Annotated in this window: 28 protein-coding genes and 1 tRNA gene; 20 read left to right on the forward strand and 9 right to left on the reverse strand. The window is 41.7% G+C overall.

Translation table 11 applies throughout. The features are described 5' to 3' along the window. The 5 genes from EL241_RS03720 (at window position 1) to EL241_RS03740 (ending at window position 3,367) form a co-directional block, all read left to right on the forward strand. Window positions 1-291, forward strand: coding sequence for a DUF5344 family protein (locus tag EL241_RS03720; protein ID WP_036104676.1), 291 nt, complete (start codon window positions 1-3; stop codon window positions 289-291). After that, complete coding sequence (locus EL241_RS13780) at window positions 291-1,715, forward strand: HNH endonuclease signature motif containing protein (RefSeq protein WP_052009104.1); 1,425 nt, start codon at window positions 291-293, stop codon at window positions 1,713-1,715. Before EL241_RS03720 ends, EL241_RS13780 begins: the two co-directional genes overlap by 1 nt. 20 nt (window positions 1,716-1,735) lie before the next feature. Beyond that, entirely contained in the window at window positions 1,736-2,221 is a 486-nt protein-coding gene (locus EL241_RS03730) for an SMI1/KNR4 family protein (protein ID WP_036104675.1), read from the forward strand. A 312-nt stretch (window positions 2,222-2,533) separates the two neighbouring features. Continuing rightward, complete coding sequence (locus EL241_RS03735) at window positions 2,534-2,905, forward strand: DNA/RNA non-specific endonuclease (protein WP_126320363.1); 372 nt, start codon at window positions 2,534-2,536, stop codon at window positions 2,903-2,905. Between the two features lie 12 nt (window positions 2,906-2,917). Next, complete coding sequence (locus tag EL241_RS03740; RefSeq protein ID WP_036104674.1) at window positions 2,918-3,367, forward strand: hypothetical protein; 450 nt, start codon at window positions 2,918-2,920, stop codon at window positions 3,365-3,367. Window positions 3,368-3,889: 522 nt separating this feature from the next. On the opposite strand, the gene EL241_RS03745 is transcribed toward EL241_RS03740, so the two are convergent. Then, window positions 3,890-3,973 (reverse strand) — tRNA-Leu (locus tag EL241_RS03745). Window positions 3,974-4,125: 152 nt separating this feature from the next. Between EL241_RS03745 and EL241_RS03750 the strand changes: the two genes are divergently transcribed. The 6 genes from EL241_RS03750 to tsaD all read left to right on the forward strand — a co-directional run bounded on the left by EL241_RS03750 (window position 4,126) and on the right by tsaD (window position 7,541). Continuing rightward, on the forward strand, window positions 4,126-4,518 hold the full coding sequence (locus tag EL241_RS03750) for a fluoride efflux transporter FluC (RefSeq protein ID WP_036104673.1): 393 nt from the start codon (window positions 4,126-4,128) through the stop codon (window positions 4,516-4,518). Beyond that, on the forward strand, window positions 4,508-4,864 hold the full coding sequence (gene crcB / locus EL241_RS03755) for a fluoride efflux transporter CrcB (RefSeq protein WP_003758153.1): 357 nt from the start codon (window positions 4,508-4,510) through the stop codon (window positions 4,862-4,864). Before EL241_RS03750 ends, crcB begins: the two co-directional genes overlap by 11 nt. An 82-nt stretch (window positions 4,865-4,946) precedes the next feature. Then, complete coding sequence (gene tsaE / locus EL241_RS03760; RefSeq protein WP_036104670.1) at window positions 4,947-5,405, forward strand: tRNA (adenosine(37)-N6)-threonylcarbamoyltransferase complex ATPase subunit type 1 TsaE; 459 nt, start codon at window positions 4,947-4,949, stop codon at window positions 5,403-5,405. After that, complete coding sequence (tsaB, locus tag EL241_RS03765; RefSeq protein WP_036104669.1) at window positions 5,402-6,073, forward strand: tRNA (adenosine(37)-N6)-threonylcarbamoyltransferase complex dimerization subunit type 1 TsaB; 672 nt, start codon at window positions 5,402-5,404, stop codon at window positions 6,071-6,073. The genes tsaE and tsaB overlap by 4 nt, the downstream gene beginning before the upstream one ends. Further along, on the forward strand, window positions 6,046-6,525 hold the full coding sequence (gene rimI / locus EL241_RS03770) for a ribosomal protein S18-alanine N-acetyltransferase (protein ID WP_036104668.1): 480 nt from the start codon (window positions 6,046-6,048) through the stop codon (window positions 6,523-6,525). The genes tsaB and rimI overlap by 28 nt, the downstream gene beginning before the upstream one ends. Continuing rightward, window positions 6,525-7,541, forward strand: a complete 1,017-nt coding sequence (gene tsaD, locus EL241_RS03775) for a tRNA (adenosine(37)-N6)-threonylcarbamoyltransferase complex transferase subunit TsaD (protein WP_036104667.1) — start codon at window positions 6,525-6,527, stop codon at window positions 7,539-7,541. The genes rimI and tsaD overlap by 1 nt, the downstream gene beginning before the upstream one ends. 38 nt (window positions 7,542-7,579) lie before the next feature. On the opposite strand, the gene EL241_RS03780 is transcribed toward tsaD, so the two are convergent. Further along, on the reverse strand, window positions 7,580-8,476 hold the full coding sequence (locus EL241_RS03780) for a TetR/AcrR family transcriptional regulator (protein WP_126320364.1): 897 nt from the start codon (window positions 8,474-8,476) through the stop codon (window positions 7,580-7,582). A gap of 88 nt (window positions 8,477-8,564) precedes the next feature. Here EL241_RS03780 and EL241_RS03785 point away from each other — a divergent pair, with 88 nt between their 5' ends. Then, window positions 8,565-9,134: an isochorismatase family protein gene (locus EL241_RS03785; protein ID WP_036104665.1), complete on the forward strand. Its 570-nt coding sequence runs from the start codon at window positions 8,565-8,567 to the stop codon at window positions 9,132-9,134. A gap of 142 nt (window positions 9,135-9,276) precedes the next feature. On the opposite strand, the gene EL241_RS03790 is transcribed toward EL241_RS03785, so the two are convergent. Next, complete coding sequence (locus EL241_RS03790) at window positions 9,277-11,229, reverse strand: ABC-F family ATP-binding cassette domain-containing protein (protein WP_036104662.1); 1,953 nt, start codon at window positions 11,227-11,229, stop codon at window positions 9,277-9,279. Between the two features lie 318 nt (window positions 11,230-11,547). Between EL241_RS03790 and EL241_RS03795 the strand changes: the two genes are divergently transcribed. Continuing rightward, window positions 11,548-12,189 carry a redox-sensing transcriptional repressor Rex gene (locus tag EL241_RS03795; protein ID WP_036104659.1) on the forward strand — a complete coding sequence of 214 codons (642 nt, stop codon included), beginning with the start codon at window positions 11,548-11,550 and terminating at the stop codon, window positions 12,187-12,189. A gap of 46 nt (window positions 12,190-12,235) precedes the next feature. On the opposite strand, the gene EL241_RS03800 is transcribed toward EL241_RS03795, so the two are convergent. Next, window positions 12,236-12,430, reverse strand: a complete 195-nt coding sequence (locus EL241_RS03800; RefSeq protein ID WP_003758166.1) for a YdiK family protein — start codon at window positions 12,428-12,430, stop codon at window positions 12,236-12,238. A 3-nt stretch (window positions 12,431-12,433) separates the two neighbouring features. Then, entirely contained in the window at window positions 12,434-13,117 is a 684-nt protein-coding gene (locus EL241_RS03805) for a CPBP family intramembrane glutamic endopeptidase (protein ID WP_036104649.1), read from the reverse strand. Window positions 13,118-13,336: 219 nt separating this feature from the next. On the opposite strand from EL241_RS03805, the gene groES reads away from it, so the two are divergent. The 3 genes from groES (at window position 13,337) to EL241_RS03820 (ending at window position 15,668) form a co-directional block, all read left to right on the forward strand. Next, window positions 13,337-13,618, forward strand: coding sequence for a co-chaperone GroES (groES, locus tag EL241_RS03810; RefSeq protein ID WP_036104647.1), 282 nt, complete (start codon window positions 13,337-13,339; stop codon window positions 13,616-13,618). Window positions 13,619-13,646: 28 nt separating this feature from the next. Beyond that, window positions 13,647-15,275 (forward strand): chaperonin GroEL, encoded by a 1,629-nt coding sequence (gene groL, locus EL241_RS03815; RefSeq protein WP_003758171.1) that lies wholly within the window; start codon window positions 13,647-13,649, stop codon window positions 15,273-15,275. A 150-nt stretch (window positions 15,276-15,425) separates the two neighbouring features. Beyond that, on the forward strand, window positions 15,426-15,668 hold the full coding sequence (locus EL241_RS03820; RefSeq protein WP_003758188.1) for a hypothetical protein: 243 nt from the start codon (window positions 15,426-15,428) through the stop codon (window positions 15,666-15,668). A 263-nt stretch (window positions 15,669-15,931) separates the two neighbouring features. On the opposite strand, the gene EL241_RS03825 is transcribed toward EL241_RS03820, so the two are convergent. The 3 genes from EL241_RS03825 to mscL form a co-directional block, all read right to left on the reverse strand. Then, window positions 15,932-17,290 (reverse strand): branched-chain amino acid transporter BcaP, encoded by a 1,359-nt coding sequence (locus tag EL241_RS03825; protein WP_036104743.1) that lies wholly within the window; start codon window positions 17,288-17,290, stop codon window positions 15,932-15,934. Between the two features lie 177 nt (window positions 17,291-17,467). Then, window positions 17,468-17,950: a GNAT family N-acetyltransferase gene (locus EL241_RS03830; RefSeq protein WP_052009103.1), complete on the reverse strand. Its 483-nt coding sequence runs from the start codon at window positions 17,948-17,950 to the stop codon at window positions 17,468-17,470. A gap of 68 nt (window positions 17,951-18,018) precedes the next feature. After that, window positions 18,019-18,405 (reverse strand): large conductance mechanosensitive channel protein MscL, encoded by a 387-nt coding sequence (gene mscL, locus EL241_RS03835; protein WP_036104643.1) that lies wholly within the window; start codon window positions 18,403-18,405, stop codon window positions 18,019-18,021. 150 nt (window positions 18,406-18,555) lie between these two features. Between mscL and EL241_RS03840 the strand changes: the two genes are divergently transcribed. The 4 genes from EL241_RS03840 (at window position 18,556) to EL241_RS03855 (ending at window position 24,495) form a co-directional block, all read left to right on the forward strand. Further along, on the forward strand, window positions 18,556-20,160 hold the full coding sequence (locus tag EL241_RS03840; RefSeq protein WP_036104640.1) for a copper resistance CopC/CopD family protein: 1,605 nt from the start codon (window positions 18,556-18,558) through the stop codon (window positions 20,158-20,160). Window positions 20,161-20,175: 15 nt separating this feature from the next. Further along, window positions 20,176-20,796 (forward strand): YcnI family copper-binding membrane protein, encoded by a 621-nt coding sequence (locus tag EL241_RS03845; protein WP_003758198.1) that lies wholly within the window; start codon window positions 20,176-20,178, stop codon window positions 20,794-20,796. A 205-nt stretch (window positions 20,797-21,001) separates the two neighbouring features. Then, on the forward strand, window positions 21,002-22,723 hold the full coding sequence (locus tag EL241_RS03850) for an ABC transporter ATP-binding protein (RefSeq protein WP_036104639.1): 1,722 nt from the start codon (window positions 21,002-21,004) through the stop codon (window positions 22,721-22,723). Next, the gene (locus tag EL241_RS03855; protein WP_003758202.1) at window positions 22,723-24,495 is read left to right on the forward strand and encodes an ABC transporter ATP-binding protein; all 1,773 of its coding nucleotides are present in this window, start codon (window positions 22,723-22,725) and stop codon (window positions 24,493-24,495) included. Before EL241_RS03850 ends, EL241_RS03855 begins: the two co-directional genes overlap by 1 nt. Before the next feature lie 40 nt (window positions 24,496-24,535). Here the strand turns inward: EL241_RS03855 and EL241_RS03860 are convergent, their stop codons facing one another. Continuing rightward, window positions 24,536-25,453 (reverse strand): COX15/CtaA family protein, encoded by a 918-nt coding sequence (locus EL241_RS03860; RefSeq protein WP_036104638.1) that lies wholly within the window; start codon window positions 25,451-25,453, stop codon window positions 24,536-24,538. Window positions 25,454-25,629 lie beyond the last annotated feature (176 nt).

Genomic DNA, 25,629 nt, shown 5'->3' on the forward strand with positions numbered 1-25,629 from the left:
ATGGCGCAAGAGATCAAATGGACGGCAGGAGAAGTTTTACAAGAATTAAAACGTGCGGAGCATTCCTTAGACAGCTTTCAAACCGAAATGAAACACATAGAAAAAATATTGGCGAAAGTAGAACACATGAAATCCCCTAATTTTATCACACGTTATACCGAAGTCCAGCGAGCGATGGAAAAGACGCTCCATTCGTGGAGCTTAAATCGTTTACAAAAAGATATCCAAACAAGTAAGAAAGCCGTGGAGAGCGTGATACAACAAGATAAACAACTAGGCGGTGGAAAATAGTGGAATTCAAACTTACCATGGGAGAGATGGAAGAAGCGGTTCGAGCGCTTTATAAAATGAAACAGTCCCTAAAAACATTGGATAGTTCACTAGCAAAATTACAGCGAGAGATCCAACAACAAGACGGAAAACTAGCCAAGGCAATGAATATCGCGTATGGCGGTCATCGTGACACGGTCGACCGAGAAACGGTTGCGGTGGAGAAACTTTTTACATATCTATCCAGTTACATGGAAGATTTTCGCAGTATTGACGGCGAGATCTATCCGAATCGACCGAGTATCATTAATCCAAGCTACTTGCGAAACGTGGCAAAATCAGAGGAGCAAGCGTTGCACGAGCTTAGTTATAGTGTGTTCGCTTCCCATGCGCCACCCAGAAGTATGTTTCCGATTTTAGATGATAAACCGGATATGAAAGCGAATCAGACCCATAATAAACAGGTGTTGGAAGAGCTAGACCGGGAACTTAAACAGAAAATAAGAAAGTTACAGGATTCAGAAGGGCATGAACTTGCCAAGACAGCAAAGAAAATGGAACAATTATTACAGATGGAGCAGCGCCATGCTTCTCGAATTGAAAAAGATTATCGGAATTATGATCGAAACAAAGCAAGGCAAATCGGGGCAGGCATGAAAGTAACAGCAACCAGTTTTATAGCACCATTTTTCCACCCTGTTCAAACAGTAAAGGGATTAGGGAGTTTAGCGACTTCTTTTCTAGCCGATCCACTAGAAACAACAAAGTTAGTGGCGTATCAAAGCATGCTCGAACCCTATGAATATGGAGACGCTTATGGTTATACCAATGTCGTAACAGGCGTGATGGGTGTTATCGGGGTAGCAGGTGGGATAAATCGACTTGCGAGATTGAAAAAGTTTGGCTCGATCAAGAGTGCGAAGGATTTCTTTAAAAGAAACAAAACGAAGAAAATCCCGGAGCCGAATACGAAGAAAATCAATGAATTTATTGCAGGAACGAAGACGTTTGATGAGGTTTTGGATGAGTATGCGGCTGTGTATGCTGGTAATGTTAAGAGTAATAATACTTGGGATTGGAAAAATGATGTTCTAGGTGGAGCAATTATACCAAAGAGTAAGCGTATAGTTATAAAGCAAAGATCAGAAGAGTTAGGCTATATACCTAAAATAAAAATCGAAAAAATTGACAGCAAACGAATTGCTCAATTTAAAGATGCTGGAGTTGTATGTAAGACAGTATATTTACCAAAAGAACTGTGGGTTAAGTCCGACTATATACAATTTAAATGGCTGAATGAGCAAATTGGTGGCGTAGTGGAAAAAACTACATGGCATCATACAGAAACACCGGGGAAAATGGAGTTAGTAGAATTCGGCATACACAACGTGACTACCCATGATGGTGGAAGAAGTGCAGGCATGTGGGCGGACAGCAAACGTTAAAATAAAAGGAGCATAAAAGAATGGAATTTGATAATACTAGTGTAATTTTACCATTGCCTACAGATGAACTAATTAATGAAAATGAGGCGTTTTTAAGAGTGACATTTCCTGAAAAATATAGGGAATTAATAAAAGAATACAATGGTTGTTCTCCTAAAGATTATAGAGGGGTATTCCTAGCAGAAAATAATCATGAATATGTCATTGATAGGTTGTTATGCCAAGTACCTAACCCAAAGGAAATAGAGCTGGGAGTATATGATATAAACGTGGTTTTAGCGCAAATCGAAGAACGATTGACGGACGAGGAACATGCAGATGAACTAGGTAATGCTGTTGTTCCAATAGCAGTCCTTTTTGCAGGAAATTTCCTTTGTTTAGATTTTCGAAAAGGTGGAGATAATCCTACAGTCGTTGTATGGGATCATGAAAGATCGGATGATTGGAAACCTGTATTTTATCATGTAGCAAATAGCTTTGATGAATTTATGAAGATTGTGAAATAAGCCGGATTTCAATAAAGTTTATTGACCAAAAACAGACCAGTTTAGGCTGTTTTAAATATAGAAAGATAGTGTTTAGTAACGGTTAGGATATTTTTATATATCTAGCTAGCACCACCCATTTTCGGTGTTTACAGTCCTCAAAATCCTGTGCCCGTTAAGGTCATGGCGCTATCAAGTAACCCCAGTACTTTAAGTAGTATTGGGGGTTTTTGTTTTATAGTGGGAAAATGATTTAAATTCTCACTTGAGATTGTAGTATAATAAATAAATTGGAGTAGGCATGAAAGTAACGGCAACCAACATTTTTGACGTATTTTATCATCCGATTCAAACGGCGCTATCGTCCATGCGTATGCAGATGATTTACAACTTAAAATCCACGAAGGACGGAAGCCACATAACCCAAAAACACCCGATAAGCAAGAAGGAGACCATGCAGGGCATTTAGTAGCCGATAGGTTTGGTGGTTCGGGGGACTTGGATAACTTGGTATCACAAGCAAAGAAAGTGAATTTAAAACATTATAAAAATTTAGAAGATACATGGGCTAAAGCAATCAAAGAAGGAAAAAAAGTATCGGTGGATATAAAAATACATTATGAGGAAGGCTCTCTACGACCAAAATCTTTTGAGGTAGAATATGAAATAGACGGGAACGCTTATAAAAAAATTATACGCAACTAGGAGGAATTTAAAATGGCAAAAGTATTTGAAGATGTATTTATGGAGATTCAAGCAGATATGATTTCTTTAGGGCTTGACTATGTAGAATCACAAGCAGAAAAGGTATTTATTTACGTGTCTTATGAAGAAAGTGCATTGACATTTAATGTTTTTTATCAAATAAAGGGAAAAATAGTTACTATTAGTAAGGTAAATGAGGTGTTAGGAAATAAGAAAAATTTTAATAAGAAAGAAGTTTTTTCTATACTGAATGCGGGGATAAAAGAACTTGACCGCATAATTTCTGCATGCAAAGAATACGACCGTCCAATTCCGACCGAAATGCGATTGACTTATGATGTGAAAGCTAATTCCTTAAAATCAGATTACCAATATGAACCAGTTTATTCTAATACTGACGATAAACACTCATCTGACATTTTTATGGAATGGATAGACGCAGAGAGAAATAAAAATAAGTAAAAGAATATTTTGTAGCCTTGCCTTAATTGGCAGGGCTTTTTTTGTGCCTAAATACCTATTGATAACAAGAACGTTCGTTCGTTAAATAAAGGTAATAAGACGATAGGAGAGGGATAACATGGAAGAAATTTTCAATTTATCCAGCCAAAACATCTACACAGATAGAGGAATACTGAAATACAAGATACACATTGAGGGGAGTTTGAGTACTTATACGCTTTAGTAAAGAAGCTTGCAATAGGTGAGCCAACTATGTAGGAGAACTTGCAGAAGCATAGGAGTTTAGTTTCTGTTTAACCCTTTGTTTATAATATATAACAATATCTTCCAAGTCTCTTTGAATTGATTCTGATAAAATTCTCGATAAGGAAGTTATCATTATATCTCACATTTTTATTAAAAATACTTTTTATTCCTACTAACAGTAACCCACTAGGCTAGTTACCAATTATGCCTACCTACTTACAAGGAGAAGAAAAAAAGAAAAACCCCTAGAACCTCTAAGAGTTTTCATACTTTATATACGGCCGAGAGGACTTGAACCTCCACGGGTTTTACCCCACTAGGCCCTCAACCTAGCGCGTCTGCCGATTCCGCCACGACCGCGTTGTTTTAGTGCGTGAAACTCACGCGTAACGTTATTATAACTAGCTTCGATAAGAATTGTCAAGCTGGATTTCTACTAAAATAATCCGCAATAATGATATCTCTCGTGCTATAATAAACGAATAAATAATAACGAAAAGTGGTTGGCATAGATGTATTATTATGGATATATTCTTTTTTTTGGTGCTTTAGGTGGCATGGCGCGGTATGGGGTGAGTGTTATCGTTCCTGACGGGCTATTTCCGTGGCATACGCTGATCGTTAATCTGGTTGGCAGCTTTTTATTGGGGTTTGCGGTTTCTTATCTGCAATCGCGAAAAATATTTTCGCAGGCGTTTATTTCCGGGATCGGAACAGGATTTATCGGAACGTTTACGACGTTTTCTACATTTAGCATGGAAACGATCCAGCTGCTTGAGGCAGGTCATGTGGGGTTAGCAATGACTTATGGGATCATCAGCGCTGTTGCGGGACTAGTGCTGGCGTTTTATGGTTTTTCAATAAGTGCACGGTTGCAGAGAAGGAGGACGCTCCATGTGGATTAACTTTTTAGTGGTGGCAGCAGGAAGCAGTATCGGGGCGGTCGGGCGCTATGTCTTATCGTTGCTTGTTAAGGCGAACTGGCGGTTTGCTTTTCCCTTGGGAACGTTTTTGATCAATATGATCGGTGCGACGTTGCTAGGCTATTTGACGGCGATAGCAGTCCCAGCACATTGGCGGTTGTTTATCGGAACGGGGATCATCGCGGGTTTTACGACATTTTCAACGTTTCAAGTCGATCTAGTGGAACTGTTCCGCAATCGGAAAATAGGGAATATGGTGAGTTATGCACTTCTTACTTATGGCGGCGGACTAGCAGCGGTCTTGTTTGGATTGTGGCTGGGAAAGTAAGCTGATGATGAAGTAGCGGCGATATTGTTTTTGATTATTATATGATATGATAATGACAGAATAAATTGAGATAGGTGACGAAATGGAGTATTGTGTACAGACGAAAAACGCGCTGGAAACGATCCAGTTTGCGGAAAAAATAGCTGGACATTTAAAGCGGCAGGATCTGATCTTGCTGGAAGGTGATCTTGGCGCGGGGAAGACGACATTTACAAAAGGTCTTGCAGAAGGTCTTGGTATCAGCCAAATGGTCAAAAGTCCGACGTTTACGATATTACGGGAATACCGATCGGGGAAACTGCCCCTATATCATTTGGACGTTTATCGGCTGGAAGAAGCTGGCAGCGATGACCTGGGGATCGAGGAATATATCGAGGGCGACGGTGTTGCTGTCGTGGAATGGGCGCACTTTATTCGTGACATTCTACCTCCTGATTATTTGGAAATAACGATCACGCGGGTGAGCGATGAGGTGCGCGATATTGTTCTGAATCCGGTGGGGAACCGCTATGAGGCGTTATGTGCGGAGGTGATGAAATGATTTTAGGAATCGATACAGCAACGGATACGATGAGTGTCGCGGTTGGGAATGCGTCGGGAATATTAGGCGAGCTCACGACCAATTTAAAGAAAAATCACAGTGTTCGGCTGATGCCGGCGATTGAACAGTTATTGGAAGAATGTGGCATTGCGGTTGCTGACTTGGAGAAAATTGCTGTTTCGAGTGGTCCGGGATCGTATACAGGGCTTCGGATCGGAGTGACAGTTGCGAAGACACTTGCTTGGGACCGGCAGATCCCTATCGTGGGCATTTCGTCATTAGCTGCGATTGCAGGTAATTTTTCCTTCGCCACGGAGCCAGTAGTGCCATTGATCGATGCACGGCGCGGAAATGTATATGGAGCGGTTTATCAGCAAGGGAAGAGTGTATTTTCCGATCAGCATATCGCTTTGGAGGAACTGCTTGCTCACATCTCGGACCGGGCGATCATCGCTGGGGACATTTCTCCTGTTTTAAAGGAACGTATCAGCGAGCGGCTGGGTGATCGGGCGATTTTTGCATCGGTCGATTTGAACTTTGCACGAGCTAGTACATTAGTAAAACTCGCTTTGAATGAAGCTGGCGAGAATGCCACGCAGTTTGTGCCAACCTATTTGAAGCTTGCGGAGGCGGAAAGCAAGTGGCTGGAAGCGAGGGAAAACAAGTGAACGAGTCGGGAAAAGTAGTTCTGCGTAATGCGGAACTGGAAGATTTACCCGGTATTTTACGTGTTGAAAAAGCGGCATTTACTTCGCCATGGACGGAAACGGCTTTTCGCAATGAACTGGTATTGAATGAATTTGCGGCTTATATCGTCATCGAATTAGACGCGGTCATTATCGGCTATGCGGGGATCTGGCTGATCTTAGATGAAGGGCACATCACCAATATTGCGATTCATCCCGAACAGCAAGGCAATCATTATGGCGAGCTGTTGCTGCGGGAATTGATGCAGCAGGCGGAAAAGGCTGGTGTCACACACATGACGTTAGAAGTTCGCGTGAGTAATCAGAAAGCACAAAATTTATATAAAAAGTTGCATTTCGAACCCGGAGCGATCCGTAAGAATTATTATCCGGACAATCACGAAAATGCACTAGTAATGTGGGTGGATCTATAATGACAAAAGACAAGTATATTTTAGGAATCGAGTCAAGCTGTGATGAAACAGCTGCAGCAGTGGTGAAAAATGGTACGGAGATCCTTTCAAATATTGTCGCCTCGCAGATCGAGAGCCATAAACGTTTTGGCGGCGTGGTTCCTGAAATCGCATCGCGGCATCATGTCGAGCAGATCACGATTGTGATCGAAGCCGCATTGACAGAAGCAGGTGTGACGATCGATGAAGTTACAGCAATCGCTGTGACGGAGGGGCCGGGATTAGTCGGTGCATTACTTATCGGGGTAAATGCTGCGAAGGCGTTAGCATTTGCTCATCAAAAACCACTCATCGGTGTTCACCATATCGCCGGCCATATCTATGCCAATCGTTTGGTGGCGGCTTTGAAATTTCCGTTGCTTGCCTTGGTAGTGAGTGGTGGCCATACGGAACTTGTTTTGATGAAAGAAGATTATTCCTTTGACGTGATTGGTGAAACACGTGATGATGCAGCCGGCGAAGCCTATGATAAAGTAGCTCGGACACTTGGCTTGGCTTATCCCGGCGGTGTGCAGATCGATCGTTTAGCAAAGGAAGGCGAAGCTGTTTTTCCTTTCCCCAGAGCGATGATTCGGGAAGATAATTATGATTTCAGTTTTAGCGGTTTAAAATCAGCGTTCATCAATCAAGTGCATAATATGCGCCAACGTGGTGAGACACTTAACAACGCAGATTTTGCGGCAAGTTTCCAAGCAAGTGTGGTAGAAGTATTAGTAACGAAAACCATGCGGGCGGTACAACATTATGGTGTCAAACAATTGCTGCTGGCTGGCGGTGTAGCTGCGAATGAGGGACTCCGAGCAGGTTTAGAAGCTGCTTTTGAAGCACTTCCGGAAGTAGAGCTGGTGATTCCGCCGTTATCGCTGTGCGGCGATAATGCAGCAATGATCGCAGCGGCAGGAACTATCGCTTACGAACAAGGCAAACGGAGTGGTTTGGCACTGAATGCCGATCCAAGTTTGGAATTAGGAAAATAAGAAACAGCTGGGTAGCAGGCCAGCTGTTTTTTTGTTAACTATTTTGCGCTTGCATCTTCTGTAAAGAGAATATTCTTCAATTGAATGACACTACTCATCAAAGTTTTTTCCTGTTTTAAATAAAATAAGATTGCTTGCAGCAGCGGCTTGTTGTCTACCGGTTTATCTATCAATTCACTTTTTAACGTATTTAAGAGACTTGTAAGGGTTGCTGACATTTCATCTTGTAACTGCAATTCGGCAATCGCTGCTTCCATGCTAGTCAATAATCGAGTAATCATAGCTTGTTCATCCATAGTCTTTGTTCCGCGAATATAGGAAGTATAATTTTCCGAGCTGATAATAGACTGTGAGGTGTTCTGATAACTATCTTCCACCAGGACGTCCATTTTGCTGATGATGATTTCAGCTATGTCTTCCAGAGAAACAAGGGTTTCCGCTTCTATCACCCAAGATAAATATTCTTTCAAAATCGCGCGATATATAAAGATCAGATCATAGCGGTTATGAGTGAGTTTATCGCCATAAAAATCCATTAAGCACTTGCGGTGCCATTCGATCAATCTGGCTCTTACTCTTTTACGCAATGTTTCAAAGGTATCATCCTGTTGAATGGGCAGCTCTGTAAATGCTACTAAAATATTTTGGTATGTTGAAAAATACTGAAAGCGAAAGACGATTTGCTGTAAGAATCTGATTCGAGTTGTGGAATGAGCTTGTTCATATAGTTTCTCGGTTTCCGCAAAATATTCGTTTTGACAGCGATCAAATACTTCACTAAAAAGTGCTTCTTTTGACGAAAAAAATTTATAGATCGAGCCTTTCGCTACTCCATACGTATCAGCAATATCTTGGATAGTGACGTCTAAATATCCATGTTTTTTGAAAAGCAGCTCTGCTGTGTTGATTACATCTTCTTTAAGAATTTTCATCATTTTAATTCCTTCCACTTGACTTGTTTTGACTTATAGTACAATATATAAAACATCAAGTCAAATAAATCGTAAAAGAGAGGTCTTTAAAATGGGAAATGGATTAGATCCTAAAAAAACGGCGTTAGTAATTATTGATCTGCAAAAATGGCTGGGAAACAATTATGCTCCGAATTCAGCTGAAGACGTGGTGGCAAAGGCAGCGCAATTGACGGATAAATTTCGCAAAGCAGGTGCATTTGTTGTACTTGTCCATGTATCAAGTAAAGATATGAAAGACATGCCAGCTCCATTATTAGATCGGGAGGCCCCACAATTGAATCTTCCTGAGCAGTGGGATGAGATCGTTCCGGAGTTAAATGTACAGGAAACGGATCATCTGATAGTGAAAAAGCAGTGGGGAGCATTCTTTGGAACAGACTTGGATCTGCAGTTGCGTAGACGCGGAATCGATACAATCGTGTTAGCAGGTATCGCAACAGGTCTAGGGGTGGATACAACAGCAAGAGAAGCGTTTATGCTTGGATATAATCAAGTTTTCAGTATTGATGCGATGTCCGGTTTTACTCAGGAAGAGCACGATCATGTGAAAAATTATATTTTTCCTAGAATGGGGAAAATCCGAACAACAGCAGAAATCATTGCTTCATTCGAAGGTTAAGAATCAACAAATAGATACCAGCAAATTATATGCAATGGAGCTTGACGATTGGACTAGGTTCTCATAGAAGAGCTGGGAGAACCGCCTTAAAGCGACAATAAATGGAAAAAAAGAGCGAGATAATCGCTCTTTTTTCCATTCTCTATTCCAGATGTTCACTAACTTCTTCCCATTCTTCCATCCATTTTTCTGCTGCTCGTTTCTGCTTTTCTAATTGCGTGTTGACCTCATATGCTTTTTCGTGGTCTTGATAAACAGTAGGTTCTGTAAGCAAGCTTTCCAATTCGGAAATTTGGGCTTCCGTTTTTTCCAATTCTTTTTCGATCTCTGTTAAGCGCCGCTCTAATTTCCGCCGTTGCTTCTGCTGCTCTTTATCTTGCTGATAGCTATTTTTGGCTGGACTGCTGCTAGTAGGAAGCGGGGCAGACGGGTTTTGTTTCGCTGCTTCCTCGGCATCTAAGCGGGCGATCTCCTCTGCCTCGGCTAGTTTTTGCAAGTAATAATCATAATCGCCTAAATATGTCGTCGCGCCATCAGGAGCCATTTCCAATACTTTCGAAGCGATTCGGTTGATAAAATAGCGGTCATGCGAAACGAATAAAATCGTTCCCTCAAATTGGATCAGTGCAGCTTCCAATACTTCCTTGCTATCGATATCCAGGTGGTTGGTCGGTTCATCTAAGATCAACACATTAGCACCAAGTAGCGTCAGCTTCGATAATGCCAGCCGTGCTTTCTCCCCGCCGCTTAGGCTATAGACCAGCTTGCTGCAGTCTTCCTCAGAAAATAGAAAATTGCCTAAGCATGTCCGAACAGCTTGTTCGGTCATATCGGGGAAATCGTCCCATAATTCTTGGAGCACAGTTTTATTGGAGGAAAGATTGGTTTGTTCTTGATCGTAATAGCCAATCTGAACGCCGGAACCAAATTCAAAGTCGCCGTATAATGGTGGCAACTTTTCGATCAACGTTTTTAAAAGGGTGGTTTTGCCGATACCATTGGGACCGACGATCGCCACACTGTCGGGACGTTTGACTTCAAACTGGATATGCTGAGCGATCGGTTGCTCTTTTTGATACCCAATCGCCAGATCGTATGTTGATAACACATCTTTTCCAGTAGGTTTGGAAAAATGGAAACCAAAATGTGCCGATTTCTCACTGCCTTCTGGCCGATCGATCCGGTCGAGTTTTTCTAATTGTTTTCTTCTGCTTTGCGCGCGTTTTGTCGTGGAAGCGCGGACGATATTGCGAGCAACGAAATCTTCGAGTTTCGCGATTTTCTTTTGTTGCATATCGAATTCTTTCCATTCTTTTTCGAGCTTGGCTTGTTTTTGAACCAAGAACTGGCTGTAGTTGCCGACAAAACGGTCGATTTTCGTGCGACTGATCTCATAAACTTGGTTGACGACTTTATCTAAGAAATAACGGTCATGCGAAACGATGACCAACGCGCCCTGATAATTTTGCAGATAGTTTTCCAGCCATGTCAGCGTATCGATGTCCAAATGGTTGGTCGGTTCATCGAGAATAAGGATATCTTGCTTGGAAAGCAACAATTTCGCTAGGGAAAGCCGTGTTTTTTGACCACCGCTCAGGGATTGGATCGGTTTCTCATAATCTGCTTCATAAAAGCGGAAACCATGCAGAATCGAACGGATATCGGCTTCGTATTGATAACCGCCTTGTTCTTTGAAGTTATGCTGCAGTTCATCATATTGCTTCAAAAGCGATTGGAATTGCGCTTCGTTGGAAATAATCTCCGGATCGGCGATTTTCAATTCGATCTCGCGCAGCTGTCGTTCCATTTGCTGTAACTCAGTAAAAACGGTGAGCATCTCTGCCCAGATCGTTCGTTCTGATTCTAGGGGTGTGCTTTGTGCCAAATAACCGATCTTCACCTGTTTTGGTTTGGAGATCGTCCCCCCGTCATAACTCAGTTCGCCAGCGATGATTTTTAGCAGGGTGGATTTCCCAGCACCATTGCGGCCGACTAATGCAATTCGATCATTTGTTTTTACTTCTAATTTTATATTATCTAGGATCATTTCTGCCCCGAAATATTTGCTGATTTGCTGTACTTGTAATAAAATCATGATTTCTCTCCTCTAACTTACTACTTTTAGTTTAGCTCAAAGAATTAGCAAAGGCAACGTGCGACTATCAAAATTCTTTTCACGTATTATATTTTTGTGAAAATTTGTGATTTCTTTTGTGAATTTTTATGGTAAAATGATGTCTAACGGCTTTTTGTTAGTTTTTTGAAAAATTATGAGCAAAAAGTTTGTGCATTCTTTGTGAAATGTTTATAGTATAAAAGCAAGCATGTGAAAATGAGAGCAGTTATCTGCAGATCTTTAAGAAGTGCTTCGGTTCAATTAGCAAAATTTTCAAGGAAGAAGGGAAAAGTTAAGATGGAGGAAAATACAAAAATTCCACAAGCAACAGCAAAACGCTTGCCATTATATCATCGTTATTTAAAATATCTACATGAGTCTGGTAAAGAGCGCGTATCATCTGCTGAATTAAGTGAGGCAGTGAAAGTAGATTCTGCAACCATTCGTCGTGATTTCTCCTATTTTGGAGCACTTGGAAAGAAAGGCTATGGCTATAATGTAGCGTATATCCTCGATTTCTTCAGCAAAACGCTAAGTCAAGATAAACAAACTAACGTTGCTATCATTGGAGTAGGGAACTTAGGAATGGCGCTCCTGCATTACAACTTCATGAAAAACAATAATATCAAGATCGCCGCTGCTTTTGATGTCGATGCTGATAAAGTAGGCACGATCCAACAAGATATACCAATTTATCATTTAAATGATATGGAAGAAACATTACGCGAAAACAATGTGGAGGTCGTGATTTTGACAGTACCGTCAAGCGAAGCGCAAGCCACAGTGGATAAATTGTTAGAAGCAGATGTAAAGGGGATCTTGAACTTTACACCAGCTCGTATCAGTGTACCAAAACACGTTCGTGTCCATCACATTGATCTAACGACAGAATTACAAACACTTATTTACTTCTTGGAAAATTATCCGCAAAATAAATAAGTAAATAAAAACTGCCGGAAAGCAAAATACTTTTCCGGCAGTTTTTTTATTTTTTACGATTGAATAAGGCGATGAAGATAAACCGTGCACCAGTGACAAAATCAATGGCTGCCATCGCCATGATGACATAAGCGAGAATCGTCCAGCCGCTATCATTTACCTGTTCCACAGCAAAGACCACAAATACAATGCCGAGAACGATATAAAGCAATCCCTGGAAAATCGATTTATTTGCATTCATAACTTAGGAAACACCACCTAAAGAAAATAGTAGAACGATCGCATTCATGATCATATGCGCAAAAATGGTGACAGTGATCCGCTTTGTTTTCGTATATAGGAAACAAAGAATCAAACCGATGGAAAAGTAAACCAGCAGAAATGGAAGGTCACCATGCCCAAGGGCGAAAAACAAAGAGCTGATTACCGCTGCCACATGGATATTCATCCAATTGGTGAGACCACCGAATAATACTTTCCGAAAAACGATTTCTTCAATGACCGGCGCAATAAGTGTGATAAACACAAATAAGACTGGTGCCTGTTTCGTCAAAGATGTCAGCATTTCCGTATTTGCCGAGCCAGCAGGGGTATCCATAAACAACTGCGTGATCAAACCGGCAACTACTTGTCCGGCAAAGAGCATCAGAACGCCTGATACAGCCCAAACTACGCTCATACCAACGCTTGCCTTGGTTCCTCGAAGTACTTTATCAGTTGCCGGTTGTTTGCGAAGTAGCAGCCAGATGACAAATAATGTGATCAGATTCGCCACAATATTCCAGATGACAACACTTTGGTTGAAAGCTTGCTTACCCGCTAACGTGGTGAAATGAAGAACCAGCCCGTGTACGATCGGGATACCGACAATGCCGGATAAAAAATTAATTACATAAACCACTAAAACCCAAAAATATCTTTTAGACAAAAAATCGCTTCCTTCTAGCTAAACTTAAATATTCAAGAACTATTACGTTTTATTGTACTAATTATTGGTACAACAAGCAATTATAAAAAAACGCCAAAAATTTTTTTAGTAGTTTTTGCTTGCATTCCTTACCATTTTTGACTATTATAATATTGTGTTAGCACTCAAAACGTTAGAGTGCTAAAAATAGAAACTATCACTATGAGGAGGTTATTTACATTGTTAAGACCATTAGGAGATCGTGTCGTTATTGAAGTACTTGAAGCAGAAGAAAAAACTGCAAGCGGTATCGTGTTGCCGGATTCAGCAAAGGAAAAGCCACAAGAGGGCAAAGTAATCGCAGTAGGAAATGGCAAAGTACTAGAAAACGGAACTAAACAAGAACTAGAGGTAGCAGTAAATGATCGCATTATCTTCTCTAAGTATTCTGGTACAGAAGTAACGTATGACGGCAAAGATTATTTGATTATCCGCGAGGACGATATTTTAGCAATTGTTTAATCTAAGATAAAATGGAGGGAATAATAAAATGGCAAAAGATATTAAATTCAGCGAAGACGCTCGTCGTTCCATGCTACGCGGTGTGGATCAATTAGCGAACGCAGTAAAAGTAACACTTGGACCAAAAGGTCGTAACGTTGTTTTAGGCAAAAAATTCGGTTCTCCACTTATCACAAATGATGGTGTGACGATCGCAAAAGAAATCGAATTAGAAGATGAATTTGAAAATATGGGAGCAAAATTAGTTTCTGAAGTTGCTTCCAAAACGAATGACGTAGCCGGAGACGGTACGACAACAGCAACAGTTCTTGCTCAAGCAATGATCCAAGAAGGATTGAAAAATGTAACAGCTGGTGCTAACCCTGTCGGTATCCGCCGCGGGATTGAACGAGCAGTTGCAGCAGCAATCGAAGAACTAAAAACAATCTCTAAACCGATCGAAGGGAAAGAATCGATCGCTCAAGTCGCTGCGATTTCTTCTGGAGATGAAGAAGTAGGTAAATTGATTGCAGAAGCGATGGAACGCGTTGGTAACGACGGCGTCATCACGATCGAGGAATCCAAAGGCTTTGCGACAGAATTAGATGTAGTTGAAGGAATGCAATTCGACCGCGGCTACACAAGCCCTTACATGGTAACAGATTCTGACAAAATGATCGCAGAACTAGAAAAACCATATATCTTGATCACTGATAAAAAGGTAAACAACATCCAAGAGATCCTACCATTACTAGAACAAGTGGTACAACAAAACCGTCCGTTATTGATCGTTGCGGAAGACGTGGAAGGCGAAGCACAAGCAACACTTGTGTTAAACAAACTTCGCGGTACATTCAACGTCGTAGCAGTGAAAGCACCAGGATTCGGCGATCGTCGTAAAGCAATGCTGGAAGACTTGGCGATCCTTACAGGCGGTCAAGTAATCACCGAAGACCTAGGATTAGATCTTAAAACAGCAACTATCGACCAATTGGGAACAGCTAGCAAAGTAGTCGTAACGAAAGACGACACAACCGTTGTCGAAGGCGCTGGCGAATCTGCTCAAATCGAAGCACGTGTTAACCAAATCCGTGCGCAAATGGAAGAAACAACTTCTGAATTCGACAAAGAAAAACTACAAGAACGTTTAGCAAAACTTGCTGGCGGAGTTGCAGTAGTTAAAGTCGGAGCAGCAACTGAAACAGAATTGAAAGAACGTAAACTTCGTATTGAAGATGCGTTAAACTCTACTCGTGCTGCCGTTGAAGAAGGTATTGTATCCGGTGGTGGTACAGCCCTTGTCAATGTGTACAATAAAGTAGCAGAACTAGAAGCAACAGGCGACGAAGCGACTGGTATCAAGATCGTTCTTCGTTCTTTAGAAGAACCAGTTCGTCAAATCGCACACAATGCTGGTCTAGAAGGCTCTGTTATTGTAGAACGTTTGAAAAATGAAAAAGTTGGCGTTGGCTTCAACGCTGCAAACGGCGAATGGGTAAACATGATTGACGCTGGTATCGTGGATCCTACTAAAGTTACTCGTTCTGCTTTACAAAACGCTTCTTCCGTAGCAGCACTACTGCTTACAACAGAAGCCGTAGTTGCCGACCAACCAGAAGAAAACGCACCAGCTGCAGCACCTGATATGGGCATGGGCGGCATGGGCGGAATGATGTAAGGGAAACCTTGCGAATAGCTTAATACCAATGTTTAAAGCGGTCTTTATGACCGCTTTTTTTGTTTCCGTAGTCAGTGCTTTTTAATTGGCATAAAGATAAGGAAACTGGTAAATTAAAACCTGGAAAAGGGTGCTAGGAGAGTGATAAAGATGGAAAAAATAAATTGGGTAGAATTTAAAAAAGGTATCGAAGAGAATGAAGAAGAGATTTCTTTTTATTTTCATGATAATGAATGGTGGATAAGTCGCTTATACGGAGAGCCTAGAAGTTTTTTGCTTACCAGGTCAAAGGATTCTTATACGCAACGGTTTGAAACAGCGGAGGAACTATTTACACGTGGGGAAATTGAAGGTAAAACTATTACTGATAGAAGAGAAGAGCTATATTGGTAAACGAACCTCGCTGGAATAGTTAGGATTATTTCAGTTCCTTATATTATAATAGTTTTCAATTTTGCCCACTAATCTAAAAGAATTCTATGAAATGTAACGGAACATTGTTTTGCTTTCAACAGCTAGATAAGTTGGTTTAAAAGGGAAACGAAAATATGTAAAAGCCCATAAATAGCATAATAAACGAGCGGCATGATCTAAGAAAAACTTACAAATAACCTAACACCAAAAAAAAGCGGCCACAACGACCGCTTTTTTATTTATCATTTCTCATTCAATTTCGAATGTTTCCTAGAGTAAAGGAAATAAAGTGCCAATCCAACAACTAGCCAAATCGCAAAACGTTCCCATGTCAGCGGGTTTAGATTAATGATCAAGAACAGACAGAAACCAATTGCCAAAATAGGCACGAGTGGAACGAGCGGTGTGCGGAATGCTCGCGGAAGATCCGGCTGTGTCTTGCGAAGTACCAAGATGGAGAAAGAGACAAGTACGAATGCGCTTAGTGTTCCGATATTAACGAGTTCTGCCAACTCATCTAATGGAATAAGCGAACCTAAAATCGCGGCGATGAGGCCGAATACCCAAGTGGCGATGAATGGTGTATTGTATTTTTTGCTTACTTTTGAAAAAATCGGTGGGACTAAGCCATCTCGCGACATTGCAAAAGTGATTCTTGTTTGGCCATAAAGCATGACGATCATAACTGTTGTCATTCCGAGAATCGCACCAACATCGATGATCCCAGAAATCCAATTTTGACCGGCAATTTTTAAGACAGCGGACACGGGGTGATCAATGTAGGGAGCGAAGTTTTTGTATGGAACGACTCCTGTCATGATACCAGTGACCACCACGTATAAAACCGTACATATTCCTAGTGATATCAAGATCCCTTTCGGAAGTGTTTTTGACGGGTTGACCGTTTCTTCTGCACTGGAAGCAATGGCATCAAAACCGATAAAGGCAAAGAAAACTGTCGCTGCTGCGGTAAAGACGCCGCTAAAACCAAATGGCAAGAACGGTGTCCAATTAGAAGGTTTTACATAGAAGATCGCAACAACGATAAATAATAGGACGACGGCTACTTTGACTACTACCATAATATTATTCACGCGTTTCGTTTCCCGAACACCAATTGAGATCAATGTGGTAACTAAAATAACAATGATAAAAGCAGGGAGGTTAAAATAAGTGCCCCCTTCAGGCGTTGCTCCAGGTGCGGCTGTCAAAGCATGCGGCAAATGGATACCAAAGCCCGCTAGTAAAGATTGGAAATAACCAGACCAGCCGACGGAAACGGTACTAACTGCCAGTAAATATTCGAGTAGCAGATCCCAGCCGATAATGAAGGCTACCAATTCTCCGAGAGTAGCGTAAGAATACGTATAAGCAGAGCCGGATGCAGGGACCATGGAGGCAAATTCGGCATAGCATAGGGCAGCAAATCCACAAGCCAATGCTGCAATAATAAAAGAAATAATAAGTCCCGGCCCAGCTGTTAGTGCGCCAGTCCCTGTCAAAACAAAGATCCCCGTTCCGATGATCGCTCCAATTCCCAACATCGTTAAATCAAATGTTTTTAATTCTTTTCTTAACGAACTTTGATGATTGTTCTGCATATCTACAATACTTTTTTTCCTTAATAATGCGTTTTTCAATTTGCTCACCTCTTTTTTTTGTATTTTATCAGAATATTTTGTATTTGTACACGTATCATAGAATGTTATATCTTGAGAAAGGATACAAAAAGGCGCTACACCTGGATCATCAATAGTCATTTTAATACGGTGGAGATTTTATTGTCCCACTTGGCGAAGCGCATATAGGTAAATCGCTTCGCCATCTTCTATTTCTAAAAAACGGTACCCTAGCTTCTTGATCAATTCAATAGAAGCTGTATTGTCTTCGGCGATCCTGGCTTTGATCGTCTCGAAACCTTGGGTAGCTAAATAATCCATTGCCCCTAGCACGGCTTCTGATGCATAGCCTTGTCTCGCATGATCGGGATGGATCGTATAACCCAGCCAAACCGATTTTCCTTCCGTCTGCAAGTACAGGTCGCCAATCAATCTATCCGCTTTTTGGGAAATAATAGCCAACTGCACTCCGGTTTTTAAATCAGCAGGCTTTAAAAGCGCTTGCTCATATTCGGATTGGGTCAACCCTTTGAATCCTTGATGCTGCATCCATACGTCGTTATTTCGATAACTGATAAAACGCGCCATGTCACTTTGCTGAAAAGGGCGGATCAAGCAGCGTTCTGTTTTGAGCTGGATCATTTTTTTCCTCCTTATTTAAATAATGAAAACCTCTGAACGATGTCTGTCCAGAGGCTTCTACAACCATGTTATTGCTGATTTTGATTTCTAAGTAAATTGCGGATCTCTTCTAAGTATTGCTCGGAAACGGTTGGTTCCGGTTCTGGCTCCTCCGTTTTTTTGCGAGAGAGCGTATTGATCAATTTGATAAAGAGGAAGATTGCAAAAGCAATGATGACAAAATCCACGATGGACTGAATAAAGGCACCATATTTTATAACAGCATCACCCACTGTGAAAGATAGCTTAGAGAAGTCAAGACCACCTAAGATCAATCCCACTAACGGCATAATAATGTTATCTACTAATGAACTGACGATTTTACCAAAAGCTGCTCCAATAACGACCCCAACGGCTAAGTCAAGGACGTTTCCCCGAAGTGCAAAAGTTTTAAACTCTGCGATAAAGTTTTTCATTATCTCACCCCCTAATGCTTATAAGTATAAAGGAATTTACAAAGTTAGGAAAGAAATAAATCATGAAAAAAGAAGCAAATTCTTTTCATCTATGAGAAGTCATGCTATTTTTAAGGAAGAAGAAAAAAGGAAAGTAGGAAAGAGCGTATCATGAAATTAAGGAAAGCCTTCTTTATTTGCATACTGGCAATTATCAGTTTAGGGATGATCATCCCCATAAATGCTTCTGCGCATGCCTATTTGCAGAATTCTAATCCAAAAGACCAATCCCATATTCAAAAGGCACCAAAGCAAGTACGGCTTGTTTTTGATGAAATGATCCAAGCAGATTTTCCTAGTATTCAAGTGACGGGTTCAGACGGGAAAAAAGTTTCTGTTGGGAAAACGCGTGTCAGCAAAGAAAACGATCATGTGGTGGAAGTTGGTTTAAAGTCAAATCTAAAGCCGGACGTATACACAGCGAGTTGGCGCGTTGTTTCAGCAGATGGGCATCCTGTACAAGGACAGATCGCTTTTAAACTCGGGAAAACAGATCAAGCATTTCAGCAAGCAGACACGGGAAGTAATACTAGTCAGACGGTCGTAAGCTCCTTGCAGAAAATTATTTTGTACATAGGGTTTTCTTTGTTTGCGGGCACACTCCTTTTTGCTTTCTGGATTTTTCGGAAGGAAGAGGAAATGCCGGACGAGGTACGCCGTGCATGGCATCGACTGCATATAGGCGCTTGGCTGTTTACGGGTGTAGCACTTCTTTTGAATATCCCGATCCAACTTCTGATCATTGCCGGGCAGCTTGATTGGCGCTCTGCACAAGAAATTTTTTGGAATAACGCGACTGGTCATCTTTTGTTGATCCAGTTGGTCTTGTGGGTGCTCCTCGGGGGAGCAGTATATGTGCAAAAAATGCGGAAACGCTATCTAGTTATGATTCTAGAAGCGATTTTACTAACTGGACTGCTAATAATAAAAGCAATGATGGGGCATTCGGCGGCTGCTTCTGACAAAGTCGTCGCGATCGCAGCAAATTTCTTGCATCTTGCAGCAGCAAGCAGTTGGGTGGGATTGATGCTCGTTATGCTGATCGCCTTATGGAAATACCCTGCTAAAAAAGAGAAGTGGGAGCGTTTTTCTCCAATTGGCGTTATTGGCGTTGCCGGAATATTGATGAGCGGCTTATTGCTAGCGGTCATGGATCTTGGCGGCATCGGCAATTTATTTCACACCACTTATGGGCTGCTGATCGTGATAAAGATCGGTCTGTTCCTATTAATGGGAGGAATCGGTTTAGCACATTATCTACTTATCCATATGGCGAACAAACAGCTTCCGCTTAAAACGATCATAGTCGAGTATGGGATCGGCATCGCGGTATTGATCGTCGCTGGGTTTTTGACTAACACGCAAACACCGCCGCCTGCCGCGCCGGAAGCATTCAATCAAACAATCGTGGCGAAAGCATCAACGACGAAAATCAATTTGCAAGTATTGCCAAAAGTAGTAGGCGAAAATCAATTTGTGGTCAGCTTTTTAAAAAATGATGGTTCTACGCGCACAGACTTCCAGCAAGTTTCACTGACTGCTGTGAATAAAAAGACGAAACAGCAAGTTACTTTTCAAGCTAAAAGGGAAAAGTCGTTTTACACAGCTAGCGGTCTTTACTTAAACCAAACAGGAAATTGGGAAATAAAAGTTCACGCACTGACGAAAGATTTTCAAAATGTCGATCAGACATTTACTTTTTCGATCACTCAATAAAAGGAGAAATAATAAATGAAAAAACACGTATTAGGTTTTATCTTGATGGTAGGATTGATCATCGGTTTGCCAATAGTTGCTAGTGCGCACGTAACAGTCCTGCCGGCTACAAGTGCGACAGGCGCTTATGAAACTTACACAGTCAAAGTTCCAGTTGAAAAGGACAGCAATACAACGAAAGTAGTGGTCAAGCTTCCGGCGGGAGTGTCATTCAGTTCGTATGAACCGGTGGCAGGCTGGAAAACGACATTTTCCAAACAAGCAAAGACAATCACATGGCAGGCCCAAAACGGCGGAATCAAGGCGGGACAATTTATGCGCTTCACATTCAGTGCTAAGAACCCGGATAAAGAAACATCGATTCCATGGAACGCCTATCAATATTATCAAGATGGTTCGATCGTGGAATGGACTGGCGGAGCAGATGCAGATACTCCGCATGCTATCACGAAGATCGTAAAAGATGTAGATAACGGCACGGCGGCCGACAGTCACGGGAAAACATTGACACAGAAAAAGGCTACAGAAACGGCTGCGCCAGCTGATAACAATTCATGGCTTATATGGATCACATTGGCAGCAAGCGTGATCGCGATCGTCATCAGTATCATCGCGATTGTGAGCAAAAGAAAATAATTTTTTAAGTGAGACTTCTTTTAGATGACAAAGCGACATGCTTTGTTTACCTGAAAGAAGTTTTTATTTGTAAAAACGGGTATAAAAGAAAAATAACAACTCCTGATACGGCGCAAGACTGATTTAGTCTGTATCTGCTTGACTTATTTAATTGGATAAAGTAGTATAAGTGTTCGTTTGACTTTATGTGAGGAGGAATACATACATGCAGATTTTATTTCAGCACTTGAAAAAATACCGATTGCAGACCATTTTATCCATCTTATTTGTAACTATCATGGTCATCTCGCAATTGTGGCAGCCAAAATTGTTGCAGCAAGTTCTTGATGCGATCATGAAAGATAAGATGGACCGTATTACGTCGATAGGGATCGTGCTTATCATCGTAGCAGTTGTCGGTCTGATCGCAGGTATTTTAAACACAATTATTTCTGCTAAAGTAGCACAAGGGGTCGGTGCGGACCTTCGTGAGAGCAGTTTCCGCAGAATCCAGACATTTTCGTTCAGCAACATCGAGCGCTTTTCAACAGGAAATCTGGTCGTACGGCAAACCAATGATATTACGCAGATCCAAAATCTCGTGATGATGAGTCTGCAAACACTGACTAGGATCCCGGTCATGTTTATCGGGAGTTTTGTTTTGGCGCTCATAACATTACCTGCCCTCTGGTGGGTCATTATTTTATTAGTAGTGCTTGTGGTTCTTATTGTTATGGGAACATTCGGGGCAATGGGGAAACACTTCGCCAAGATCCAGCATTTTCTTGATCGTGTCAATGCGATCGCGAAAGAAAATCTAGCGGGAATGCGGGTCGTCAAATCCTTTGTCCAAGAAGATAATCAAATCAAGCAATTCACGAATACCAGTGACAAATTGACCCGGCATACGATCATTGTCGGAACATTGTTCTCGGTCATGATTCCGGCATTTATGCTCGTTTCCAATTTAGCGATCGTCGTTTCGATCTATTTTGTTGGGGACATGGTAAAAAGTGATCCGGAAGTAATCGGTGCGATCGCCTCTTTTATGAATTATCTGATGCAAATCATGATGGCGATCATTATCGGTGGTATGATGACAATGTTTGCTTCACGTGCCTTTATTTCATTAGGACGTATCAATGAGATCCTGAACACAGAAGCAGATATCAAATACGACGAAAATGCCAAGGATGAAGTACTACCGGGAAGTGTGGAATTCCGTGATGTCAGCTTCCGTTATGAGAATGACGATCAAGATGCACTTTCACACATTTCCTTTAAAGCAGAAAGCGGTGAGATGATCGGGATCGTTGGTGCGACAGGCGCTGGGAAATCAACACTCGCTCAAATGATTCCGCGTCTTTATGATCCGACAGAAGGCGAAGTGCTTATCGGCAGCAAAGACTTAAAAACGGTCAGCAAAAAGACATTACGTCAAACGGTATCGATCGTCCTGCAACGAGCGATCCTGTTTTCCGGGTCGATTTCCGATAATCTGCGCCATGGTAAAAAAGATGCTTCCATCAGCGATATGGAACAAGCGACAACAATCGCCCAGGCGAAAGAATTTATTGAAAGACAAGATAAGCGCTATGAAGGCATTGTCGAAGAGCGCGGCGCCAATTTCTCCGGTGGTCAAAAACAGCGACTTTCGATTTCACGTGGTGTGATCGGGAATCCGAAAATCTTGATCTTGGATGACAGCACCAGTGCTTTGGATGCTCGCTCCGAAAAACTAGTAAAAGAGGCATTGAACCGAGAATTGAAAGATACAACCACTTTTGTGATCGCACAGAAAATCTCCTCCGTTATCAATGCAGATAAAATCCTTGTCCTTGATGCTGGAAAACTTGTCGGCGTCGGCAGTCATAAAGAATTGCTTGAAACCAGCTCGGTTTATCAAGAAATCTATGACACACAAAAAGGAAAGGATGCGGTAGAATAATGAAAGAATTTAAACAGATCAGCCGTTTTTTCTGGTATTATCTTCGGGCTTATAAACTACAACTGTTTATCATTTTGATAGCCGTAGTCGGCGCCACTTATCTGCAGGTCAAAGCACCGCAGTATATTGGGAAAGCGATCCAAGAGCTGGCTAATTATGCCGTGAAGCTTTTCCAAACCGGTGTGGATGATAAAAGCGAGTTCCATCATATCTTATGGATGCTACTGCTTTTCTATGTTCTTACTTCCGTGGCGACATTTATCCAATCGATCGTTATGACTGGGGTTGCAGGGAAATCGACCAACCGGATGCGGATCGGTTTATTCCGCAAAATGGAGAAACTGTCGATCCGCTTCTTCGATAAGCATAGTGATGGCGAAATGCTGAGCCGGTTTACAAGTGATATGGATAATATTTCCAATACATTAAACCAAGCTATCGTCCAAGTGCTTTCTAACTTTGCATTAATGATCGGAGTCATCATCATGATGTTCAATCAAAATGTGAAGTTGGCGCTGATCACTCTTATCGCTGCGCCATTCGCGATTGTGATCGCAGCACTCATCATCCGCAAAGCACGCCGCTATGTGGATCTGCAACAGGACAGTTTAGGCGAATTGAATGCCTATATCGATGAGAAGATCTCCGGGCAGAAAGTCGTGATTACGAACGGGCTGGAAGAAGAGACGATTGCAGGCTTTACGAAACACAACGAAAAAGTGAAAAATGCTACTTATAAAGGTCAAGTTTATTCCGGGATGTTATTCCCAGTTATGCAGGGGATCTCTCTCTTGAATACGGCGATCGTCATTTTCTTCGGTGGCTACCTAGCGCTGAATGGCAGTTTGGAACGAGGAGTCGCACTTGGCTTAGTAGTAATGTTCGTACAATACTCGCAGCAGTTCTACATGCCACTGACCCAGATCTCTTCTCAATACAACATGCTGCAGCTCGCTATTACAGGCGCAAGACGTGTCAGTGAAGTTTTTGCAGAACAAAACGAAGTAGAGCGGGAAAATGTCGGCACGATCGGTGAAATTAAAGAACGCGTCGAATTGAAAAACGTCTCTTTCGGTTATGATAAAGAAACGCCCGTATTGAAAGGCATCGACTTGACCCTTGATAAAGGGAAAATGGTTGCGATCGTCGGGCCGACTGGTTCCGGAAAAACAACGATCATGAATTTGCTCAATCGCTTTTACAACGTTGACGGCGGAGCGATTCTATTTGATGGAAAAGATATTCGTGATATCGAACTGCATGCGCTGCGCAAACAGGTAGGGATCGTGCTTCAAGACTCCGTTCTTTTCTCAGGTACGATTCGGGAAAACATCGCTTTCGGAAAACCTGAAGCAACGGAAGAAGAAGTCATTTCTGCAGCCAAACAAGCGAATATCCATGACTTCATCATTCAGCAAGAAAAAGGATATGACACACAAATCAGCGATGAAAATAGTATTTTCAGTGTCGGTCAGAAACAGCTTATCAGCATTGCCCGCACGATCTTGACCAATCCAAGTCTGCTGATCCTTGATGAAGCGACAAGTAATGTGGACACAGTAACAGAAAGTAAGATCCAAAAAGCCATGGATGCTGTTATTTCTGGACGGACCAGTTTTGTGATCGCCCATCGGTTGAAAACGATTTTAGATGCAGATTATATCGCCGTCTTACATCAAGGCGAGATTATTGAAGAGGGAACGCATGAAAGCCTACTTAAGCAAAAAGGATTTTATGCAGAACTTTATCATAATCAATTTGTTTTGGAATAACAAAAAGCCCACTCCTGAGATGGAGTGGGCTTTTTTACGTTCAGCGGATCCGCAAACGATTGCGTTTGCTTCGCGTTGCAAGCATGCATAAGTAAATAAATAAGGCGAACAGCAATGTAATGATCAAGCTGTGGCATAAGGAAATATAAAGATTGACACCTGTATAAACGGTTAATATACCAGTTGCTGCCTGAAGCACTACGAAAGTGATTGCAAGTCCCATGCTGAATGTAAGCACGCGATAATGTGAATAATGTCTGAAAACGATCCAGGCAATATAGAAGACCCAAATAATCAATAGTAGTGCGGCAAAGCGATGTAGGTATTGAACGTAATCCTGTACGGAAGAAGGAAATACGATCCCGCCGTTTTTGAAAGGCCAAACTGGCAAGGCAAGACTGGCTTTTTCATGACGGACCAAAGCACCTGTATAAATGGTGATATACGTATACAGTGTCACTAAATAAAAATGGATTCGTAATTTCGTATCCATTACGAGATTGCGGGCATCAAATTTGCGGTCGACTTCAAAGATCATCAGACACAAGAGCACGATCGCGGCATAACAGATCACAGAGATACCGAAGTGGAGCGCCATAATATAAGGATTTTGTCCCCAGATCACGGCTGCAGCTCCCATGAAAGCCTGCAAAATCAAGAAAAGAACTGCAACGATAGCAAATGGTTTTGCTTCGCGGCGGTCTTTGATATAGATCCAAGAACAGATTGCTAGAACGAGTACAAAAATAGTGCTGACTCCTGTCGTCATTCGGTGCATGACCTCAATGATCTTTTGCGGGGTGACGTCTGTCAAGCGGACAAATTGACCATTACACAGTGGCCAAGTATTTCCGCAGCCATCAGCCGAACCGGTTTTTGTTACGAGCGCTCCGCCAAACACAACGAATGTCATACATAAAATCGTCAGTACCGACCATACCTTTAGGAATTTTCTCATCAGTTAGTTATCTCTCCTTTAAAGATGGATGCTTGCTGAACAAATGAATAATGTAACAAACACATTATTTTAATTGTAGCTTGTTTTAAAATAGAAGTAAAGGAGAACAAAATGGAAAAAAACAAGCCAATTGATTGACAATGAGCGAATGATTTCACATAATAGTAGTTGATATG

The sequence above is a fragment of the Listeria grayi genome (assembly GCF_900638015.1).
GTDB lineage: Bacteria > Bacillota > Bacilli > Lactobacillales > Listeriaceae > Listeria > Listeria grayi.

Coding starts and splice junctions, on each gene's coding strand:
- EL241_RS03720 (WP_036104676.1), top strand. CDS start 1: ATGGCGCAAGAGATCAAATGGACGGCAGGAGAAGTTTTACAAGAATTA.
- EL241_RS03730 (WP_036104675.1), top strand. CDS start 1,736: ATGGAATTTGATAATACTAGTGTAATTTTACCATTGCCTACAGATGAA.
- EL241_RS03740 (WP_036104674.1), top strand. CDS start 2,918: ATGGCAAAAGTATTTGAAGATGTATTTATGGAGATTCAAGCAGATATG.
- EL241_RS03750 (WP_036104673.1), top strand. CDS start 4,126: ATGTATTATTATGGATATATTCTTTTTTTTGGTGCTTTAGGTGGCATG.
- crcB (WP_003758153.1), top strand. CDS start 4,508: ATGTGGATTAACTTTTTAGTGGTGGCAGCAGGAAGCAGTATCGGGGCG.
- tsaE (WP_036104670.1), top strand. CDS start 4,947: ATGGAGTATTGTGTACAGACGAAAAACGCGCTGGAAACGATCCAGTTT.
- tsaB (WP_036104669.1), top strand. CDS start 5,402: ATGATTTTAGGAATCGATACAGCAACGGATACGATGAGTGTCGCGGTT.
- tsaD (WP_036104667.1), top strand. CDS start 6,525: ATGACAAAAGACAAGTATATTTTAGGAATCGAGTCAAGCTGTGATGAA.
- EL241_RS03780 (WP_126320364.1), bottom strand. CDS start 8,476: ATGATGAAAATTCTTAAAGAAGATGTAATCAACACAGCAGAGCTGCTT.
- EL241_RS03785 (WP_036104665.1), top strand. CDS start 8,565: ATGGGAAATGGATTAGATCCTAAAAAAACGGCGTTAGTAATTATTGAT.
- EL241_RS03790 (WP_036104662.1), bottom strand. CDS start 11,229: ATGATTTTATTACAAGTACAGCAAATCAGCAAATATTTCGGGGCAGAA.
- EL241_RS03795 (WP_036104659.1), top strand. CDS start 11,548: ATGGAGGAAAATACAAAAATTCCACAAGCAACAGCAAAACGCTTGCCA.
- EL241_RS03800 (WP_003758166.1), bottom strand. CDS start 12,430: ATGAATGCAAATAAATCGATTTTCCAGGGATTGCTTTATATCGTTCTC.
- groL (WP_003758171.1), top strand. CDS start 13,647: ATGGCAAAAGATATTAAATTCAGCGAAGACGCTCGTCGTTCCATGCTA.
- EL241_RS03820 (WP_003758188.1), top strand. CDS start 15,426: ATGGAAAAAATAAATTGGGTAGAATTTAAAAAAGGTATCGAAGAGAAT.
- EL241_RS03825 (WP_036104743.1), bottom strand. CDS start 17,290: ATGCAGAACAATCATCAAAGTTCGTTAAGAAAAGAATTAAAAACATTT.
- EL241_RS03830 (WP_052009103.1), bottom strand. CDS start 17,950: ATGATCCAGCTCAAAACAGAACGCTGCTTGATCCGCCCTTTTCAGCAA.
- mscL (WP_036104643.1), bottom strand. CDS start 18,405: ATGAAAAACTTTATCGCAGAGTTTAAAACTTTTGCACTTCGGGGAAAC.
- EL241_RS03840 (WP_036104640.1), top strand. CDS start 18,556: ATGAAATTAAGGAAAGCCTTCTTTATTTGCATACTGGCAATTATCAGT.
- EL241_RS03845 (WP_003758198.1), top strand. CDS start 20,176: ATGAAAAAACACGTATTAGGTTTTATCTTGATGGTAGGATTGATCATC.
- EL241_RS03850 (WP_036104639.1), top strand. CDS start 21,002: ATGCAGATTTTATTTCAGCACTTGAAAAAATACCGATTGCAGACCATT.
- EL241_RS03855 (WP_003758202.1), top strand. CDS start 22,723: ATGAAAGAATTTAAACAGATCAGCCGTTTTTTCTGGTATTATCTTCGG.
- EL241_RS03860 (WP_036104638.1), bottom strand. CDS start 25,453: ATGAGAAAATTCCTAAAGGTATGGTCGGTACTGACGATTTTATGTATG.